This is a genomic window from Oceanicaulis sp. HTCC2633, from assembly GCF_000152745.1.
Lineage (GTDB): Bacteria > Pseudomonadota > Alphaproteobacteria > Caulobacterales > Maricaulaceae > Oceanicaulis.
The window spans coordinates 1,040,233-1,057,924 of the sequence record NZ_CH672428.1 but is presented as its reverse complement, the minus strand read 5'-3'; the positions used below and the strand labels follow the sequence as shown (position 1 = coordinate 1,057,924).

Annotated in this window: 21 protein-coding genes; 11 read left to right on the top strand and 10 right to left on the bottom strand. The window is 63.4% G+C overall.

Annotated features, from left to right (window positions below; translation table 11 throughout):
* Positions 1–30: 30 nt before the first annotated feature.
* The 5 genes from OA2633_RS05140 to OA2633_RS15215 are packed head-to-tail and all read left to right on the top strand — an operon-like array spanning position 31 to position 4,781.
* On the top strand, positions 31–1,206 hold the full coding sequence (locus tag OA2633_RS05140) for an MFS transporter (RefSeq protein WP_009801429.1): 1,176 nt from the start codon (positions 31–33) through the stop codon (positions 1,204–1,206).
* A gap of 50 nt (positions 1,207–1,256) precedes the next feature.
* Complete coding sequence (locus OA2633_RS05135) at positions 1,257–2,411, top strand: ABC transporter permease (RefSeq protein ID WP_009801428.1); 1,155 nt, start codon at positions 1,257–1,259, stop codon at positions 2,409–2,411.
* Positions 2,408–3,184, top strand: a complete 777-nt coding sequence (locus tag OA2633_RS05130; RefSeq protein ID WP_009801427.1) for an ABC transporter ATP-binding protein — start codon at positions 2,408–2,410, stop codon at positions 3,182–3,184. Before OA2633_RS05135 ends, OA2633_RS05130 begins: the two co-directional genes overlap by 4 nt.
* 8 nt (positions 3,185–3,192) lie before the next feature.
* Positions 3,193–4,149, top strand: coding sequence for an MlaD family protein (locus tag OA2633_RS05125; RefSeq protein WP_009801426.1), 957 nt, complete (start codon positions 3,193–3,195; stop codon positions 4,147–4,149).
* Positions 4,146–4,781 carry an ABC-type transport auxiliary lipoprotein family protein gene (locus tag OA2633_RS15215; RefSeq protein WP_009801425.1) on the top strand — a complete coding sequence of 212 codons (636 nt, stop codon included), beginning with the start codon at positions 4,146–4,148 and terminating at the stop codon, positions 4,779–4,781. Before OA2633_RS05125 ends, OA2633_RS15215 begins: the two co-directional genes overlap by 4 nt.
* Before the next feature lie 76 nt (positions 4,782–4,857).
* On the opposite strand, the gene OA2633_RS05115 is transcribed toward OA2633_RS15215, so the two are convergent.
* Positions 4,858–6,963 (bottom strand): hypothetical protein, encoded by a 2,106-nt coding sequence (locus OA2633_RS05115; RefSeq protein WP_009801424.1) that lies wholly within the window; start codon positions 6,961–6,963, stop codon positions 4,858–4,860.
* Between the two features lie 128 nt (positions 6,964–7,091).
* Positions 7,092–7,412 carry a hypothetical protein gene (locus OA2633_RS05110; RefSeq protein ID WP_009801423.1) on the bottom strand — a complete coding sequence of 107 codons (321 nt, stop codon included), beginning with the start codon at positions 7,410–7,412 and terminating at the stop codon, positions 7,092–7,094.
* A gap of 183 nt (positions 7,413–7,595) precedes the next feature.
* Between OA2633_RS05110 and OA2633_RS05105 the strand changes: the two genes are divergently transcribed.
* Positions 7,596–8,810, top strand: a complete 1,215-nt coding sequence (locus OA2633_RS05105) for a DUF418 domain-containing protein (protein WP_040612485.1) — start codon at positions 7,596–7,598, stop codon at positions 8,808–8,810.
* Entirely contained in the window at positions 8,807–9,196 is a 390-nt protein-coding gene (locus OA2633_RS05100; protein ID WP_009801421.1) for a gamma-glutamylcyclotransferase, read from the top strand. The genes OA2633_RS05105 and OA2633_RS05100 overlap by 4 nt, the downstream gene beginning before the upstream one ends.
* Here OA2633_RS05100 and maiA read toward each other — a convergent pair.
* Positions 9,193–9,837, bottom strand: a complete 645-nt coding sequence (gene maiA / locus OA2633_RS05095) for a maleylacetoacetate isomerase (RefSeq protein WP_009801420.1) — start codon at positions 9,835–9,837, stop codon at positions 9,193–9,195. The two genes, OA2633_RS05100 and maiA, sit on opposite strands and share 4 nt — an antisense overlap.
* Before the next feature lie 151 nt (positions 9,838–9,988).
* Between maiA and hppD the strand changes: the two genes are divergently transcribed.
* Both hppD and OA2633_RS05085 read left to right on the top strand, forming a co-directional pair.
* Complete coding sequence (hppD, locus tag OA2633_RS05090; RefSeq protein WP_009801419.1) at positions 9,989–11,053, top strand: 4-hydroxyphenylpyruvate dioxygenase; 1,065 nt, start codon at positions 9,989–9,991, stop codon at positions 11,051–11,053.
* 4 nt (positions 11,054–11,057) lie between these two features.
* The gene (locus OA2633_RS05085) at positions 11,058–11,552 is read left to right on the top strand and encodes a MarR family winged helix-turn-helix transcriptional regulator (protein ID WP_009801418.1); all 495 of its coding nucleotides are present in this window, start codon (positions 11,058–11,060) and stop codon (positions 11,550–11,552) included.
* Positions 11,553–11,650: 98 nt separating this feature from the next.
* Here the strand turns inward: OA2633_RS05085 and OA2633_RS05080 are convergent, their stop codons facing one another.
* Positions 11,651–12,103 carry a MaoC family dehydratase gene (locus tag OA2633_RS05080; protein ID WP_009801417.1) on the bottom strand — a complete coding sequence of 151 codons (453 nt, stop codon included), beginning with the start codon at positions 12,101–12,103 and terminating at the stop codon, positions 11,651–11,653.
* Positions 12,104–12,127: 24 nt separating this feature from the next.
* Positions 12,128–12,394 (bottom strand): hypothetical protein, encoded by a 267-nt coding sequence (locus OA2633_RS05075; protein ID WP_009801416.1) that lies wholly within the window; start codon positions 12,392–12,394, stop codon positions 12,128–12,130.
* Positions 12,395–12,540: 146 nt separating this feature from the next.
* Here OA2633_RS05075 and OA2633_RS05070 point away from each other — a divergent pair, with 146 nt between their 5' ends.
* A complete protein-coding gene (locus OA2633_RS05070; protein WP_009801415.1) occupies positions 12,541–12,855 on the top strand; it encodes an Hpt domain-containing protein in 315 nt (104 codons plus the stop codon).
* Here the strand turns inward: OA2633_RS05070 and OA2633_RS05065 are convergent.
* On the bottom strand, positions 12,852–13,196 hold the full coding sequence (locus OA2633_RS05065) for a chorismate mutase (RefSeq protein ID WP_009801414.1): 345 nt from the start codon (positions 13,194–13,196) through the stop codon (positions 12,852–12,854). The two genes, OA2633_RS05070 and OA2633_RS05065, sit on opposite strands and share 4 nt — an antisense overlap.
* 102 nt (positions 13,197–13,298) lie before the next feature.
* On the opposite strand from OA2633_RS05065, the gene OA2633_RS05060 reads away from it, so the two are divergent.
* Complete coding sequence (locus OA2633_RS05060; RefSeq protein ID WP_009801413.1) at positions 13,299–13,922, top strand: glutathione S-transferase family protein; 624 nt, start codon at positions 13,299–13,301, stop codon at positions 13,920–13,922.
* A gap of 54 nt (positions 13,923–13,976) precedes the next feature.
* On the opposite strand, the gene OA2633_RS05055 is transcribed toward OA2633_RS05060, so the two are convergent.
* The 4 genes from OA2633_RS05055 to pseF form a co-directional block, all read right to left on the bottom strand.
* Entirely contained in the window at positions 13,977–15,164 is a 1,188-nt protein-coding gene (locus OA2633_RS05055) for a VWA domain-containing protein (RefSeq protein WP_009801412.1), read from the bottom strand.
* Positions 15,165–15,166: 2 nt separating this feature from the next.
* Positions 15,167–15,991 (bottom strand): hypothetical protein, encoded by an 825-nt coding sequence (locus OA2633_RS05050; protein WP_009801411.1) that lies wholly within the window; start codon positions 15,989–15,991, stop codon positions 15,167–15,169.
* Positions 15,992–16,042: 51 nt separating this feature from the next.
* Positions 16,043–16,885 carry a MoxR family ATPase gene (locus OA2633_RS05045; protein WP_009801410.1) on the bottom strand — a complete coding sequence of 281 codons (843 nt, stop codon included), beginning with the start codon at positions 16,883–16,885 and terminating at the stop codon, positions 16,043–16,045.
* Positions 16,886–16,976: 91 nt separating this feature from the next.
* Positions 16,977–17,690: a pseudaminic acid cytidylyltransferase gene (gene pseF / locus OA2633_RS05040; RefSeq protein ID WP_009801409.1), complete on the bottom strand. Its 714-nt coding sequence runs from the start codon at positions 17,688–17,690 to the stop codon at positions 16,977–16,979.
* Positions 17,691–17,692: the final 2 nt, after the last annotated feature.

Genomic DNA, 17,692 nt, shown 5'->3' with positions numbered 1-17,692 from the left:
TCTTGTCCGCGCTCAGGGTAAGCCAAGTCCATGTTCGCATTGCCGGTCCAGATTCCGCGCCCCGTGCGCTTCGCGCTGTTCTATGGCGCCTTCTATCTGGGGTTCGGCGCCTACCTGCCGTACATGCCCGTCTGGTATGAAGCGCGGGGGCTGAGTCCGGAAATGATCGGCGCGGCCGCGGCGGCGTCCATGGCGGGGCGCATGATCGCAGCGCCGCTCGGCGCGATGCTGGCGGATCGGGCGCCGAAGAAGCAATGGGCGGTGCTGACCTATACCCTTGTCTCCTTCTTCGCCTTCGCCGCTTTCGTGCCTGCGACAAACCCCTGGGCCATCATTGTGCTGGCGGGCATCGCCGGGGGCGCCTTCACCGGCATCATGCCGATCATCGACGCCTTCGCGATCCAGCAATCCACTCGCAAGAAGTTCGCTTTCGGGCCGCCCCGCGCGTTTGGTTCGGCGACCTTCATCCTGGGCAATGTGGGCGCAGGCTGGCTGATCGGACAGCTGGGCGGCGAGGCGGCCCTGGGCTGGACGCTGGTCGGGTCGGCGCTCGCGGTGCTCACGGCGTTGATGCTGCCCGTCGGACGCAACCAGCCCCATCATCGCCTGCTAGCCCCGGACGAGTCCCATGGCGTGCTGCGCGCGATGATCTCGAACGGTCTGCCGCTGGCCTTCGCCGCTTCGGCCCTGATCCAGGGCGCCCATGGCTTCTATTACGGGTTTTCCGCAGTCGCCTGGCGCGCCGAAGGCGTGCCCTCAAGCGCAGTGGGCTTGCTCTGGGCGACCGGGGTGGGCGCTGAAATCGTGTTCCTGACCTTTTCAGGACGGCTTCTCGGGCGGCTCAGTCCGGCTCTCATGCTGGCGCTCGGAGGCGCGGCCTCGATCCTGCGCTGGCTCGCGCTTGCGGCCTCACCGCCGCTCTGGCTCCTCTTCCCCCTGCAGCTGCTGCATGCGCTCAGCTTCAGCGCAACTTATCTGGGGTTCCTGCGATACGCGGCAGACCACAGTCCGCAACGGTTCGCCTCCATGGCCCAGGCGATCAACTCGGCGTTTTCAGGCGGTCTGGTGCTGGCGTTGGCGGCCTATGCCTCCGGCTTTGCGTTCAAGGCGTTTGGCGTGGGCGGGTTCGCCCTCATGGCCCTTCCCTCCGGTCTGGGATTGATCTTCGCACTCTGGCTCGTGCAATCGTCGCGAACACAGACATAATGGGGCCATACTCCCGGTTATCGTCAGGGATGCAGGGGAAGACGGGGACCATGACAGCAGCGATCGCCCAGGAGCGTCAGCCGGCGGAGCTGACCACGCGTCAGGACGGCGCCCGTCTGATCGTCGAGCCCAAGGGCGACTGGCTGATGGAGGCTGTGGGACGATTTGATCGTCGCCTGCGTCGCATCGAGAGCGAGACAGACCCCAAGGATCTGGTCATTGACCTGTCCGGGCTGGGCCGCATCGATACGGCCGGGGCCTATGTGCTGGGCCGGACCCTGAGCCGATGCCGTGAACCCGATGCAGACCGCCATTTCATCGGCGAGCATCAGACCGCCCGCCGGATGATGGGCGAAATGCTGCAGCGTCTCGCCGACTGTCCCGAGGACGAGATCCAGCCGCGGGGCGTGATCAGCACGCTGGCGCGGATCGGACAGGGCGTCGAGGACGGGCTGAAGGAAACGGTTGAGTCCTTCGCCTTCTTCGGGCGCACCTTCACCACCGGTCTGAGCGTGCTGGTGAATCCCACCAAGATGCGCTGGACCTCCACGATCCATCTGATGGAGACGGCGGGCGTGGACGCCCTGCCCATCATCTCCGTGCTCAGCTTCTTCATCGGCGCGGTGGTCGCCTTCATGGGCGCGAGCCTTCTGGAGACCTTCGGCGCCTCGGTGTTCACCGTGGATCTGGTGGGCATTGCGGTGCTGCGCGAGTTTGGCGTCATCATCACCGCCATCCTGCTGGCTGGGCGATCAGATTCCGCCTTCACCGCCGCCATCGGCTCGATGAAGATGCAGCAGGAAATCGACGCCATGAAGGTGATGGGGCTCGACCCCTATGAAGTGCTCGTCCTGCCGCGCGTGATCGCCTGTGTGGTGATGGCGCCGCTGCTGACGCTGTCGGCCATGGTGGCGGGCGTGTTCGGCGGGATGCTGGTGAGCTGGATGACGCTGGACATCTCGCCCAATTTTTTCCTGACGCGCCTCAACGACACGATCGACCTCAAGCATTTCCTCGTGGGCATGTCCAAGGCGCCGGTCTTCGGTCTGGTCATCGCCATTGTGGGCTGTCGTCATGGCCTGCAGGTGGGCGGCGATGTCGAAAGCCTGGGCAAACGCGTCACCACCTCGGTGGTGCAGGCGATCTTCGCCGTCATTGTCATCGATGCCCTGTTCGCCATGATGTATCTGGAGCTCGACATATGACCGATGCTCCCCTGATCGAAGTGCGCGGCCTGCGCAGCCAGTTCGGCTCCCATGTGGTTCACGACAATCTCGACCTTGAAGTGCGTCAGGGCGAGATTCTGGGCATTGTCGGCGGATCCGGCACCGGCAAGTCCGTGCTCGTCAACACCATACTGGGTCTGAAGAAACCTGACGCCGGCGAGATCTACTTTCGCGGCCAGGCCATGTCCCGGCTCAGCGGCAAGGACCGGCTGGCGCTGGAAAAACGCTGGGGCGTCCTGTTCCAGTCGGGCGCGCTGTTTTCATCGCTGACCGTGCAGGAGAACGTCATGGCGCCGATGCGGGAGCATTTGCGCATGCCGGCGAGCCTGATGAAGGAGCTCGCCGACCTGAAGATCGGACTTGTCGGCCTGGCTGGCGAGGCGGGCGGCAAGTTCCCGGCCGAGCTGTCTGGGGGCATGAAGAAGCGCGCCGGCCTGGCCCGGGCGCTGGCGCTCGACCCGGACATCCTGTTCCTGGACGAGCCGACCGCCGGGCTTGATCCGATCGGCGCGAGCGCGTTTGACAGTCTGATCAAGGAGCTCTCGGACACGCTCAGGCTGACCGTGGTGATGATCACTCATGACCTTGATAGCCTGCATGCGATCTGCGACCGGGTGGCGGTGCTGGCGGACAAGCGCGTGATTGCAAATGCGCCATTGTCGGAGCTGACCCGCAATGAGCACCCCTGGATCCAGGAATATTTTGGCGGTCCGCGCGGACGCGCCGTGTTAAGACAAGCGGCCGAGGACTAGGACAGGTCATGGAAACCAAAGCCCATCACGCGATTGTCGGTTTCTTCGTCGTCTTCCTGACGGTGTCGGGGGTGATGCTCACGCTCTGGCTCTCGGGCGCGTCGCTCGACAAGGAGTTCCGCGAGTACGATGTCGTCTTTGATGGCGCCGTGCGCGGTCTGCGACCGGCGTCCGAAGTGCGCTTCAACGGCATCCAGGTCGGCGAGGTGACCGAACTGGGACTGAATCCGGACAATCCGGGCCAGGTCATTGCGCGCATCCGTGTGAATGTGGAAACCCCGGTGAAGTCGGACTCCGAAGCCCAGCTTGAACCCCAGGGGCTGACCGGTCTGTCCTACATCCAGATTTCCGCAGGCTCGCCGGACGCCGCCCGGCTGGAAAGCCGGCAGGGCGATCGCGCGCCGCGCATCTACGCCACACAGGCCCAGATCGATCAACTGGTGGAAGGGGGCGAAAGCCTTCTGGAATCCGCCCAGCTCAGCTTTGTTCGGGTGAGCCGCCTGCTGAGCGACGAAAATCTCGAAAGCCTGACGAACACGCTCAATCATATCGAGACGATCACCGGCAATCTGGCCGAGCGGGAGCTGCTGATGTCTGAGGCCCGCGCCGCGCTTCACTCCATCCGCCAGGCTGGAGATGATGTGTCCGTCGCCGCCAGCGCCATGCAGCAATTCGCCGAAGTGACCGAGCGCTATGTGGTCAATGACCTGACCCCCGCGACGCTGGATACCGCAGCGGCGGCCCAGGAAGTGGATCGCACCGCGCAGGAAACCTATGACGCACTCACAGCGATCCGGCCCGGCGTGGAAGAGTTTTCCGAAGACGGTCTGACCCAGCTGACCGCGACCTTGCGGGATCTGCGCTCTCTGGTGGCTGCGCTGGAACGCGTCGCCCTGGAGCTGGAGGCGGATCCGGCCGGATTTATCGCCGAACCTGAAGGCGCTGAAGTGGAGGTGCCGCGATGAGCACGATGAGCAAATACGCGCTGGGCGCGCTCGCGGCGATCAGCCTAGTGGCGACGCCGGGCTGTATTTCCCTGCTGCCGGAAAGCGAACCGGTTTCGCTCTATCGCCTCAACGCTCTGGTGGATGAGGAACAGGCGCCGTCCGCGAACGCCCAGACGCTGGTGATCGAGCGCATCACGGCGCCGCGCGGGCTGGCCGTGGACCGGGTCGCGCTGCTGCGTGAGGGCGAGCTGGCCTATATGGCGGGCGCGGCCTGGCTGTCGCCGGCGCCGGTGATGGTTCAGGACCGCATCCTGGACGTCTTGCAGAGCGAAACGCCGGAGCTGATCCCCGCGCGCACCGAAGACGGCGTGGATGCGCGCTATCGCCTGCAGATCGAACTGCGCCGGTTCGAGGCTGAATATGATCAGGGGCCGAGCCGGGCGCCGGTCATCCAGATGCGCGTGATGGCGCGTCTGATCGATCGCGAAGAGCGGACGCTTGCGGCGGCGCGGCGGTTTGATGTCAGCGTGCGGGCCAGCGACAACCGTCAGAGCGCACTGATCGCCGCCTTCAGCGAAGCGACCAATGATACCGCGCGTTCCCTGGCGCAGTGGTCCGCCGAAGTGGTGTGCGCCGACAGCGGCTGCTGACGCCCGGAGCCTGATCTTAAACGAAGAAGGCCGGCTTTGATGGAAGCCGGCCTTCTTGTGCCTGCTGAAGTGGGCTCTAGTTGTCCCGACCGCCGCGATTGCGCTTGTCGCCATTCTTGTTGGCGGGCGGCGTGTCGCCTGAGTCTGAATCCATGTTCGCCAGCAGGTCGCGCCAGCGCCAGCTGGCTTCCTTGCGCGCCTTGGCGACGCCGTCACGGATGCTGTCGCGCACGGGATCGTCCTCGTCATCGACGAAGTCGGCCTCTTCACTCTCTTCATCCTCGCGACTGCGATCCGGTTCAATCGAACGAAGCGCCGGTTTGGTCTCATCCTTGCGGCGAGCGCGTTCGGCCTTGCGCTCCTCGACCTTGGCCGCCTCCCAGTCCTCGTCGCGCTTCTCGCTCTCGAGACGTTTGGAGGTCGGTTTCTTGTCGATGCCGTCCTTTCTGGGCGCATCCTCGTCCTTGCGACGCGCACTCAGCGGATCGGGCAGCTCATTGATGTTGAGATCCAGCGGTTTGTGTCCGCCCGCCACGGCGCCCATACGCAGGATGAAGTCGCTTAGAAGCTCATAGTTCTGGCGAATGCGCGACTGGAAGAGCGCATCAATATCGCGCGCCTGGTCGGATGCGGTCTGGGCGGTCTCATTGAGCTGCGCCAGTCCGTCTTCCAGTGTGCGCTGCATGGCCTTGGCGGCGTCGCGGGCCGCATCCGGCGCGTCTTCAAGCTTGCTGCGCAGGCCGGACAGCTCGTCCTCGATGCGCCGGCTTTCGCGGCGCGCGGCGTCGAGGGTTTCAGAGAGCTGTTTGCGCACAGCCTCGGCGGCTTCCTCGGCGGCCTTCTCCGCTCGCGCGGTCAGATCCTCGGCCTCTCGCAGACGCGCCTGATAGGCCTCGTCCGAGCGTCGGGCCACTTCAAACCCGCTTTCGCTGACGCGCTCCAGCGCCGCTTCTGCGTCATCAGCCTGTTTCTTGAGGCTCTCGCCCGCTTCCTCGGCGGCTTCACGTGCGGCCCGGGCGGCGTCGCGCATGCGGTCCAGCGCGCGCTCCTGGGCGCGGGCGGCCTCCTCGCTTCGTTCAGACAGGGAATTGGCCAGATCCTTGGCCTGGCCGAGCGCCTTGTCGACTGCGTCCAGGAAGACCTCTCCGGAATTCTTGGCGGTGCTTTCAAGGATTTCGGCGCCATCGCGCGCCTTGCGCGTCATGGTTTCCAGCTCGGCCTTGTGGAAGTCGAGCGCCGCGCCGATCTTCTCCTGCTCCTTGCGCAGGGTTTCGGTCACGTCCTGCAAGCGGTCGCGATGCTTGAGATAGGCCTCTTCCAGACCGTCCGTGCGGTTGCGCAGCATGTCGGAGAAATCGCGCAATTCGGTCGCCCGGGCATCCAGCGACAGCGCCACGCGGTCGCCAGCCTCCTCGGCGGCCTGGCCTGCGGCGCTCAGGCGTTCGGCGCCCGATTTGATCAGGCGTTCGCCCGCAGCCGCCTTGGCGTCGGCCAGTTCTGCGGCGGCGGCGACCATCTTGGACTGGTCCTGAATGGCGGCGGCGATCATCGCCGCCTTGTCATCGAGCCCCTCGGAGACGTCATTGAGGCGCAGGCGTTCCTCGCGCAGTTCCCGGGTCAGCTGCTCGGCGCGCTCACGGGCGCGGGTGGAGCCGTCCTCCAGGCTTTCGGCATGGTGGGTGATCACCTCTTCCATGGCCGCAAGACGCGCCAGGGCGCTTTCCATCGCCTTGTTGACCCGATCGACCTGCATGGTGATGGCGTCTGCGAGGCGCGAGGCGTCCTCTTCGGCATGCTCGGTCGGGGTTGCCAGGCGCAGGACGGCGGCGTCCAGCCGCCGGGCGCGGGACCCGGCGCGCGAGACTTCACGCCCCAGAAGCCCCGCCAGTACGAACAACAGAGCCGGCGCGGCGGCGAAGACCGACAGGCCGGCCAGCTGCGCCGGACTCAGCGCCGTCAGGTCCGTATAGCCGGCCAGATAGGCCGCGGCGCCGCCAAACCACAAAAGACCAAAGGCCGCGCCGCCAAAGGCCAGCCATCCGCCGCCTTCGGTCTTCGGTGCTGGCGCATCCATCAAGGGAGCGAGGGGTTTGCGGTTAACCGTGTCCAGCATGCCGCCGGACGCTTCGGTGATCACGCTTTCCTCAAGCTTTTCAGTCTCTTTCGAGTCGTTGGCAGCCATGACGTCTCGTCTGGTTTGGCGCGTTCGCACATGCGGATACCGCCGTGAATTGGCTATCCTAACAGAAACGCGCAGCTCTGCAGGCCTGTTTGTTCAGACCTCGTGTTTAAAGCCAGATGCTGAGTCGTTCAAAGCGTGGGAAGCGCCGGTCGGCTCGGTATGGTTTCGCAATCATTAAGAATAATGAATTGCGCCGTGGCGTTCAGGGGACGCTCCTGTGAACAGGCGGCGTCGGCCTGGATCACGAGGTTCGGGCTGCACAGGCTCTGGGCGTTCTGGATCGTGACAGACAACGTCGCCGGCGAGAGCAAGGCGCCTTCCATGTCCTGTCGGATTTCCTTGGGGGACACCTGGACGGCATGGGCGTCCTGCGCGCGCTCATATCCCAGTCCGAGAAAGGACAGGGTCGCGGCGAGGATCATGTGTGCGATGTCGACCAGAAGCGTCATGACAGAACCGGATATGTATGCGCAAAAAATCTATGCGCCGAGCGCCTCCGGGATACAAGTTCACAGGGTCGGGATTTTCATGAACTCTTGGTAAGCAAGCCCGGTTCGGGGCGGATAACAGTCTTGCGCATCGGTCAAAATGCGTCGAGCTTGAGGGCTCTGAACAGGAAGACGGGGGGCGTCGTGAACCAGCATACAGCACCAGTGGCCGTTAAGGACCGCTTTGAAAGCCTTGATGTCCTGCGCGGCCTCGCCGTGCTGGGGATCCTGATGGTCAATGTCCAGGCCTTCACCATGGCGTCCAACGCCTATGTCTATCCGCCGGCGCACATGGATGTGTCCGGCGCCAATCTGACCGTCTGGTTTCTCACGCACGTCTTCTTCGAGATGAAGTTCATCACCATCTTCTCGGCCCTGTTCGGCGCTGGGGTGATGCTGATGGTGGGCGATGAGCCGGACGCCTCACGCAAGCTGCACTTCTCGCGCATGACCTGGCTGCTTGTGATCGGTCTCATCCACATGTTCGGGCTGTGGTTCGGCGATATCCTCGTCACCTACGCGCTGGCCGGGTTCATCATCGTCTTCTTCAGGCGCATGTCGCCCGCCAAGCTGATCGGTTGGGGCCTGTTCTGGATTACGCTGTCAGGGCTCCTGATGGTGGCGATTTTCGCCAGCTTCGTCCTGCTGCCCGAAAACATGACAGCGGTGGATGTGGGCATGGCCTATACCGATGAGCAGCTGGCCGATCTCGTGAACGCCTATCAGAGCGGCTATCTGCAGAGCCGTATTCCCAACGCCTTGAATGGCCTGGGCAATATCCTGATGTTCGGGTTCTTCGGCGGCCGGATTGTCGGCGTGATGCTGGTCGGCATGGCGCTCTTCAAGCTCGGCTTTCTGCTCGGCCGGTGGAGCGTTCGAAATTACGTCATCGCAGCCGCCATCGGTCTGGGCGTCGGCCTGCCCATCGTCGCCTGGGGCGGACAACAGGCGATCGCCCATGACTTCGCCCTGGACACGCTCTGGCTTCACACCGCCACCAATTACGCCGGCAGCCTGCTTGTCGCCTTCGGCTATGCGGCGCTGATCAATCTCGCCTGCAAGGCGCCCTGGCTGAAGCTGGCGCGCCTGCCGCTGGCTGCGGCGGGGCGCATGGCCTTCACCAACTATCTCACTCAGACGATCACCATGGTCTTCCTGACGGTGGGCGGCGTTGGCCTGGGCCTGTTCGGCCAGCTTGAGCGCGTTGACCAGGCGCGGCTGGTCATCCTGATCTGGATCATCCAGCTCATCGTCTCGCCGATCTGGCTCAGCGTGTTCCGCTTTGGTCCGTTCGAGTGGCTGTGGCGGAGCCTCAGCTATGGCAAGCTCCAGCCCTTCATGAAGAAATCCGAGGCATGAACAGCGTCCGGACCGGGGACGCCTTCGCGGTCTATGGCCTGTTGAGGGCGGGGGAAAGCGGCTTCGCACAATTCGGACTGGAAGAGGCCTTCGCCCCGCTCGGTCCCTGCACCCTGCGCGGCCAGCTCTATGATCTGGGCGCCTATCCCGGCCTTGTGGAAGGTCAGGGGCAGGTGATCGGTGAAATCTTCGAGGTCCGGGATCCGTCGGTGATGCCGCGCGTGGACGCGTTCGAGGATTACTGGCCCGAGGATCCGGCCCGCTCCCGTTATGAGCGGCGCAAGGTCCGGCTCATCGAGCCGGACCGGGACGCCTGGGTCTATGTCTGGGTGCTGGGCGTCGAGGGCGCCCGGCTGATCGAGAGCGGGGACTGGTTCAAACGCTAGACCGCGTCGGGCTGGTTCTCGGGCGCGGCGCGCTCGAATTCGGGCTGGGCGCGCGCAGCCTCGTCCGCGGCGACGAGCCGAGGATAGGGCGTGAGGTCGACGCCAAAGCGGCGGGCGTTGAACATTTGCGGCAAGAGATAGATTTCCGCCAGCGTCGGCCCGTCGCCAAAGAGGAAGCCGTTCTGGCCATCCCCCTGTTCCGCCAGCTTTTCGAGAGCCTCAAACCCGAGGCTGATCCAGTGACGCGCCCAGGCGGGGCCGGCTTCGGGATCATCACCAGCCAGTTCGCGCGCCTTTTTCAGGATGCGCAGGTTCTGCAGCGGATGAATGTCACAGCCGATGGCGGCTGCGAAGGCGCGAACTTTCGCACGCTTGATCGGATCAGAGGGCAGCAGCGGGCGGTCAGGGAAGGTCTCCTCGATCCATTCAAGAATCGCCACCGACTGGGTCAGGATCTCCCCATCCACTTCGAGCGCTGGGACGAGACCTTGCGGATTCTTGGCCTTGTAGGCGTCCGAATGCTGTTCGCCCTCCACCAGATTCACGCCCACATACTCATACGGGACGCCCTTCCAGTTCAGCGCAAGGCGCGTGCGATAGCTGGTGCCGGAGCGAAAATAACCGTGCAGGACCAGTTTCATGGATCAATTCTCCGCAGTTTGGGGGCTGTTCGCTGAGATAGGGGGTGAATTTAGTTGCAAATGATACTATCTTCCGCCACACGACGATGCGCGCCGAAACCGGGCTGATCAAGCCTGTCGGCGCATCACGATTGATTTAAGGGAGCGCCCCATGGCCGATCTGTTTGAGAACCCGCTGGGCACCGACGGCTTCGAGTTCGTCGAGTATACGAGCCCGGAACCGGAAAAGCTCGAAGCGCTGTTTGAGAGCCTCGGCTTCACCGCCGTGGCCAAGCACAAGACCAAGAACATCATCCGCTACAAGCAGGGCGACATTACCTTCCTTGTGAACAAGGAAGAGACCGGCCAGGCGGCGGATTTCCGCAAGGCGCACGGCCCGAGCGCGAACGCCATGGCGTTCCGTGTGCAGGACGCCAAGAAGGCCTATGCCGACGCCATCGAGCGCGGCGCGGAGCCGTTTGGCGACGGTGTCTGGACTGATGAAATCCCGGCGATCGTCGGCATCGGCGGCTCGGTCCTCTATCTGGTCGACACCTATGGCGAGAAAACGATCTATGACGATCTGTTCGAAGCTCTCCCGGGCGCCGAGGACACCGGCGGCGTGGGCCTTGAGGTGCTCGACCACCTGACCCACAACGTCATCAACGGCAATATGAACAAGTGGGCGAGCTTCTACGAGAACGTCTTCAACTTCCGCGAAATCCGTTATTTCGACATCAAGGGCCAGCATACCGGCCTTCTGTCGCGCGCCATGACCGGCCCGTGCGGCAAGCTGAAGATTCCGCTGAACGAAAGCTCCGACGACCAGTCCCAGATTTCCGAATATCTGCGTGAATACAATGGCGAAGGCATCCAGCACATCGCCCTGACCACGCCGAACATCTACGAGACTGTCGAGAAGCTGCGCGAAAATGGCGTGGTGTTCCAGTCGACCCCGGAGACCTATTACGAGCTGGTGGACGAGCGCGTGCCGAACCATGGCGAGGATCTCGCACGTCTGAAGAAGAACTCCATCCTGGTGGACGGCAATCCCGAAACCGGCGATGGCCTGCTGCTGCAGATCTTCACCACGACCAATATCGGTCCGATCTTCTTCGAGATCATCCAGCGCAAGGGCAATGAAGGCTTCGGCGAGGGCAATTTCAAAGCCCTGTTTGAATCCATCGAGCTCGACCAGATCCGCCGCGGCGTGATCAAGACCGAGCCGGCGCAATAAGCACTTGGCGGAAGACGCCCGCATAACCCCGGACGCAGGCGAGGGCGCAAGCCTTCGCCTGCCGTCCTATGTGCCCTACCGCCTGTCGGTGACGTCCAACAAGGCGTCGAGCCTGATCGCCAAGGCCTATCAGGCCCGGTTCGGACTGACGATCTGGGAGTGGCGGGTGATTGCGGTGCTGGGCGAAGGGGCCGCGATGACGGCTCAGGCGGTTTGCGAGGCGACCGCCATGGACAAGGTGAGCGTCAGTCGCGCGATCCGGGCGCTGGATGAGCGCGGACTTGTTATGCGTATCCGCAACAAGCAGGACCGGCGCGCCAGCGATGTGTCGCTGACCGCGGAGGGACAGGCGATCTACGCTGAAGTCGCCCCTCTGGCCCTGAACTATGAAAAGAAGCTGCTCGAAGCCTTTACCGATGCGGAGCGCGACCAGCTCATGAGTCTGCTCGACAAGCTGGAAGCGCAACTGGATGAAGTCGGGCAGGCGTTCGACCGATAAAGCCGCCCTGGTCGATCTTATTCGACCTGACAGGCTACAGGCCTTGAGGGCAGGGCCTCCGAACCGCGAAGCCGGGTCCCGCTCTCGCTGGAAAGGCTTTAGCCCTGAGCGACCAGGCTGAGCCATTGGGCGATCAGAGCCGGGCTCTCGGACCCTTCAATCTCCACAACGGCGTCCTGAACCAGCTGAAGCTGGCCGGGCTTGCGTTCGGTGACGCTGGCCAGCGTGAACGTGCCGCGCACCTTTGAACCGACCCGCACGGGGGTCAGGAAGCGCACCTTCTCGAAGCCGTAATTGATGCCGATCACGCCTTCGGCGAAAGGCGGCAGCGCCTGCTCGGCGAAATGGCTGAGCATGGACAAGGTCAGGAAGCCGTGGGCGATCGGTCCGCCAAAGGGGCTTTCCGTCCGGGCGCGTTCCGGGTCCACATGGATGAACTGGTGGTCCCTGGTCACGTCCGCAAAGGCGTTGACCTGATCCTGAGTCACCTCAAACCAGTCCGACGAGTGCGATTGGCCCACGCGGGCCTTGTATGTGTCTAGCAAGCTCATGGCGTCACTTGAACGCTAAAGCCCTTAACCGTCAAGAGACTGTTGGCTCCGGCGCCGCTTCAGCGCCCATTTCACAAGACCGAATATGGAAATGGACAGCCAGCAGACCTCGATCACGAAACTGGCGAGATTGAACGTCACCATCAACGAGACGATCAGCAGGAGCGCGCCGCACAGATTGAGCAGCAGATAGCCGAGACCATCGCTTTTCACCTTCTCGATCTGCAGCAGGAAATAGCCCGACAGCACGCACGCCACGCCCATCAGTCCGATGATGTCTGTCAGCGTCATGAAAGGGCGTCCTCTTGCACGAATGGCGGTCCGGACTGGCCTTACTGCCCTGACAGACGCTGAACAAGCCTCACTGCTGCGTGAAAGTCTGTTAACGGCCCTCCGCCTAGGCTGGCGTCACTGACTGGAAGGAGGGCCTGGGCGTCATGAGCGCACCCGTACTGGATCGAGACCATCTCGAACAATACACCGCCGGTGACACCGCGCTTGAAGCAGAGCTCTTCGGCCTTCTGTCCAGCCAGATGGAAGCCTGCATCAGCGCCATGAAGGCGGCGACGAGCGAGGCGGAGTGGCGCACAGCGGCGCATACGCTGAAGGGCGCGTCACGCGGGGTCGGCGCCATGGAGCTCGGCGAGGCGTGTGAGCTGGCCGAAGGGCGTTACAAGGATGCGGAGGCGATGCAGGCGGTCGAGACCGCAGCGGACCGCGCCAGCAACGCCATGGCGGCGGTGCGCGGCTAGCGCGTCTTGTCCCAGACCCTGAATTCGTAGGCGATCGACTGCTCGACCATCTCGCGCCAGACCGGCTCGGCGATCTCGGCGGGAAGGCCCGCGGCGTCCGCCGCTTTCAGCACCTTGGCGACCACATCCTCGATCCGGTCTTCATCACGGACGACATCCCGGCTGGGTTTGATCCGGGCGGCGGCCTGCATGTAGCGCGAGCGCTCGGCGATCAGAGCGACCAGCGCCCGGTCCATGCGGTCCACGCCATCGCGCACCTCGATCATGGTCTCGCAGGCTTCCGGCGCCGTGCGGGCATTGAGGTCATCGAGATCGAAATGAGGGGGCGTCTGTGAGGTCATGGCGGCGTTTATAGGCTGAACTTCCAGCGCTCCAAACCCCTTCGTCGCATTGCATCGCGCGAGGGTGCAGCTAAAACGGGATCAGGTTTTCTGGAGAGCGTCATGCAGCCCGTCACCCTTTATGGCAACATCGAAAGCGGCAATTGTCTGAAGACCCTGTGGGCGGCGAAGATCGCCAGCGTGCCCCATGAGTGGGTTGAAGTGGACATTTTCGGCGGAGAGACGCGCAGCGACTCATTCCTGGCGCTGAATCCGGCCGGTCAGGTGCCGGTGCTGCGCCATGAGGACGGCCGCACCCTGGCGCAGTCCAACGCCATTCTGCTCTACCTGCTGGATGGCACTGCACTGATCCCGTCCGATCCGTTCAAGCGCGCGGTGATGATGCAATGGCTGTTCTGGGAGCAATACTCCCACGAGCCCTATATCGCGGTGCGTCGCAGCGCCCTGCGCTTCAAGGGCGCGAACGAGGCCGATCTTGATCCGGATCTTTATGCCAAGGGGCGCCGCGCGCTCGGGGTGATGGAGATGAACCTGATCTCGCAGAGCTTCATGGTGGGCGAGGAAATGACCGCGGCCGACATTGCGCTGGTGGCCTATACCCGCGTCGCCGATGAGGGCGGCTTTGACCTCTCGGAGTTTCCGGCCGTGAACGGCTGGGTGCGCCGGGTGGAGAGCGCGCTGGGGATCGAGCACGGTCAGGCGGCCGTGCATGGCGACCCCGAATAGGGCGAGCTGAACGGGCATTGAAAAAGGGGCGGTTCAATCGCCCCTTTCTTGTGTCTAGCGCCGCTTGGCCAGTTCCTTCATCGCCTTGTCGACGCCGGACAGGGTGAGCGGGAACATGCGCTCATCACCGATGATCTCGCGCACCAGCTGAACCGAATAGGTATGCGGCCACCAGCCTTCGGGCGTGGGATTCAGCCACACCATGTGCGGATAGGTTTCCTTGATCCGCCGCAGCCAGACCCCGCCGGCTTCCTCGTTCCAGTGCTCGACAGACCCGCCCGGATGGGTGATCTCGGTGGGCGACATGGCGGCGTCGCCCACGATCACGACCTTGTAGTCGCTGGGGTATTTGTGCAGCACGTCCCACATGGAGCGGGTTTCGGTGCGGCGGCGCAGATTGGACTTCCACACGCCCTCATAGATGCAGTTGTGGAAGTAGAAATACTCAAGATTCTTGAACACGCCCCGCGCCGCCGAAAACAGGCGTTCGGTCAGGTCGATATAGGGGTCCATGGACCCGCCCACATCAAAGAACACCAGCACCTTCACGGCATTGCGCCGCTCGGGCCGCATCTGGACGTCCAGATAACCCTTGTTGGCGGTGGCCCGGATGGTGCCCTCAAGATCGAGCTCTTCCTCGGCCCCGTCACGGGCGAACTGGCGCAGACGGCGCAAGGCCACCTTCAGATTGCGGGTGCCCAGCTCACGCTCGGAATCAAGGTCCTTGAAGCGGCGGTTCTCCCAGACCTTGCTGGCCTTCTTGTTCTTGGACTTGCCGCCGATGCGCACCCCGTTCGGGCTCCAGGCTGAATTGCCATAGGGGCTGGTGCCGCCGGTGCCGATCCATTTATTGCCGCCCTCATGGCGCTTCTCCTGCTCTTTCAGGCGCTCCTGGAGCGTCTTCATGAGCTGGTCGAAGTCCATTTCCTGAAGCGCTTCCATTTCCTCTTTCGTGAGATGGCGCTTCATCTGGGCGGTCAACCAGTCCTCGGGGATCTCGTCAGACTTGAAGAGATCCCCCAGGGCCTCGATGCCTTCGAAATGATGGGCGAAGACCTTGTCGAACCTGTCGAAATTCCGCTCATCCTTGACCAGCGCCGCCCGGCTGACGGCATAGAAGCTGTCCACCTCCTGCTCGATCGCGCCCTTTTTCAGGGCTTCGAGCAGGGTGAGATATTCCCGGGTGGAGACCGGAATCTTGGCGGCGCGCAGATCGGTGAAGAAGCGGTGGAAAAGAGCCATGGCTACTCCGCGAGCAAGGTGTCCACGAGGGCGAACAGATCGGCGCGCGCCGCGTCCTGGTCTGCTGCCGGATAGCGCATCATATACGCGGCCAGGGCGCCGTCATGGGTGCGCGTCCCCAGAACCACCCGTTGCACGCCGGTCGGCGCGGGATGTTCGAACACGCGCTCATACATGTTGACGCCATCCGCGCTTTCAAGCTCGGTCCAGCTCTCGCGGCGCGCCTCGGGAATGGCGTTCAGAAGGGCGTCCATTGCGTCGGGGCTGTCGTCAGCGTCCACAAACTGCACCCGCAGGCCGAAATCATCGAGAGACCAGTACTGGCAGCCCGGCGCTTCGTAGATGTCGAACAGCAGGAAGCCGTCCTCCATCATCGCGCAGCTGAGCTGGTCATGCACCGCCGTATTGGCGTCCGCATGCCAACCCGCATTCTCGGGATGCAGGCTGACGAATTGCGCGGTCAGCGCCGTCCCGTCTCCGCCGGCCATGGCCACGCCGCGCCATTGCTCGGCGGCGAGATGGGCGGGGTTGGCCGCGAGAGGAGGCGGCAGCTCCCCCATTTCGCTCAGGATGTCCCGGCCGGCGGCTGCGTGCATCGCGGCCTCTTCCCAATCGGACTGACGCGCATTGATATCGGTCAGCATGTGCCGGACCCGGTATTGCGACAGCGCGTCCGGCGCCGCATCCAGCGCTAGCAGGGCCTGTTCCTCAGCCTGTTCGTACTGGCTGGCGAACATCGCCTGCATGGCGCCGCGCAGGGGCTCCATGAAGCTGGGGTCCGGCTGCGTTGACAGGCTCAGGGCGGCGGCGAGGAGGAGAGGCTTCATAAACATGGCTTTCAGTCGGGGAACTCGGAAAAGGCTCTGATGATCCGAGCCTTACCCTTCCCGACGCGTCATGAAAGCCAGGCGCTCGAAGAGTTGAACATCCTGTTCGTTTTTTAACAGGGCGCCGTGGAGCGGCGGGATCAGCTTGCGGGTGTCGCGTTCGCGCAGGATGGCGGGATCAATATCCTCGGCGAGCAGCAGCTTGAGCCAGTCCAGCAGTTCGGAGGTGGAGGGCTTCTTCTTCAGGCCCGGCGCGCTGCGCACCTCGAAGAACATCTCCAGAGCCTCGGCCAGAAGATCGCCCTTGATGCCCGGGAAGTGGACATTGACGATCTGCTCCATCGTCTCCTCGTCCGGGAAGGCGATGAAGTGGAAGAAGCAGCGACGCAGGAAGGCGTCCGGCAGTTCTTTTTCGTTATTGGACGAGATGATCACGATGGGACGCTGCTCGGCCTTGATCGTTTCGCCGGTCTCGTAGACGTAGAATTCCATCCGATCGAGCTCCTGCAGGAGGTCGTTGGGGAATTCGATATCGGCCTTGTCGATCTCGTCGATCAGCAGGACCGGGCGGACATCGGAATCAAACGCCTCCCACAGCTTGCCCTTGCGGATATAGTTTTTGACGTCGTGGACCTTGTCGTCTCCCAGCTGGGAGTCGCGCAGGCGCGCCACGGCGTCATACTCGTAAAGGCCCTGATGCGCCTTGGTGGTGGACTTGATGTGCCACTCGATCAGCGGCGCGCCGAGCGAGGCCGCGACCTGACGCGCCAGCTCGGTCTTGCCGGTGCCCGGCTCGCCCTTCACCAGCAGCGGGCGTTCGAGAATGATGGCGGCGTTTACTGCAGCGGCCAGCTCTTCGGTGGCCACATAATCCTTGGTGCCTTCAAAACGCATGATCGGGTGTTTTCCCTGTTTTGTGTTCTCTCTCGTCCGGTCGTCCCCCACGACCGGTTGCAGCGCATTCGTGTGCACTCTAGCGGTGGGTCTAGCGCGCGTCATCCTTGCGCAGCGCCTCGAACATAAGCTCGGCGCGGCGCCAGTCATACTCGGTATCAATATCCTGAACGCGTTCAGGTGCAATCATGATCGGTATGGAGCGAGGTGAAAAGACCGGAGCCTGATTGCTCAAGGCCTTGGGGCGGCACCAGAAAAACTGTGCGGCGTCGTGGAAGGCCTCTTCGAGATCCTGCGACCGTGAGCTGATGAATTCAGGATACATGGGCGCAAGACCGGGCCCGGTTTTGCTGTGGACAGCTTTCAGCGCGCGCTGCACCGGGAAGGCGAAGGGGGTGACCGAGATGGCGTAATCCTGCTCTGGCGCTTCAACCAGAGCGTTATGTCCGCGCGCCAGGTCCGTCGGGCTCAGAAACGGAGCGGTGGCGTAGATCGCGCAGACCAGCTCCGGCGCCTGGCCGGTGACCTCTTCCATCGCCGCCATGGCGTGGGCGATCACCGGGATGACGCCGGTAAAGTCATCCGCAAGCTCCGCCGGACGCAGGAAGGGCGCGCTGGCGCCGGCGGCCTTTGCGACCTCGGCGATTTCAGGATCATCGGTGCTGACCACCACATGATCAAACAGGCCCGTCTCCAGCGCGGCCGAGATCGGCCAGTTGATCATGGGACGGCCGTGGAAGGGGCGCACATTCTTGCGCGGAATGCGTTTGGAGCCGCCGCGCGCCGGGATGACCGCGATCTTCATGC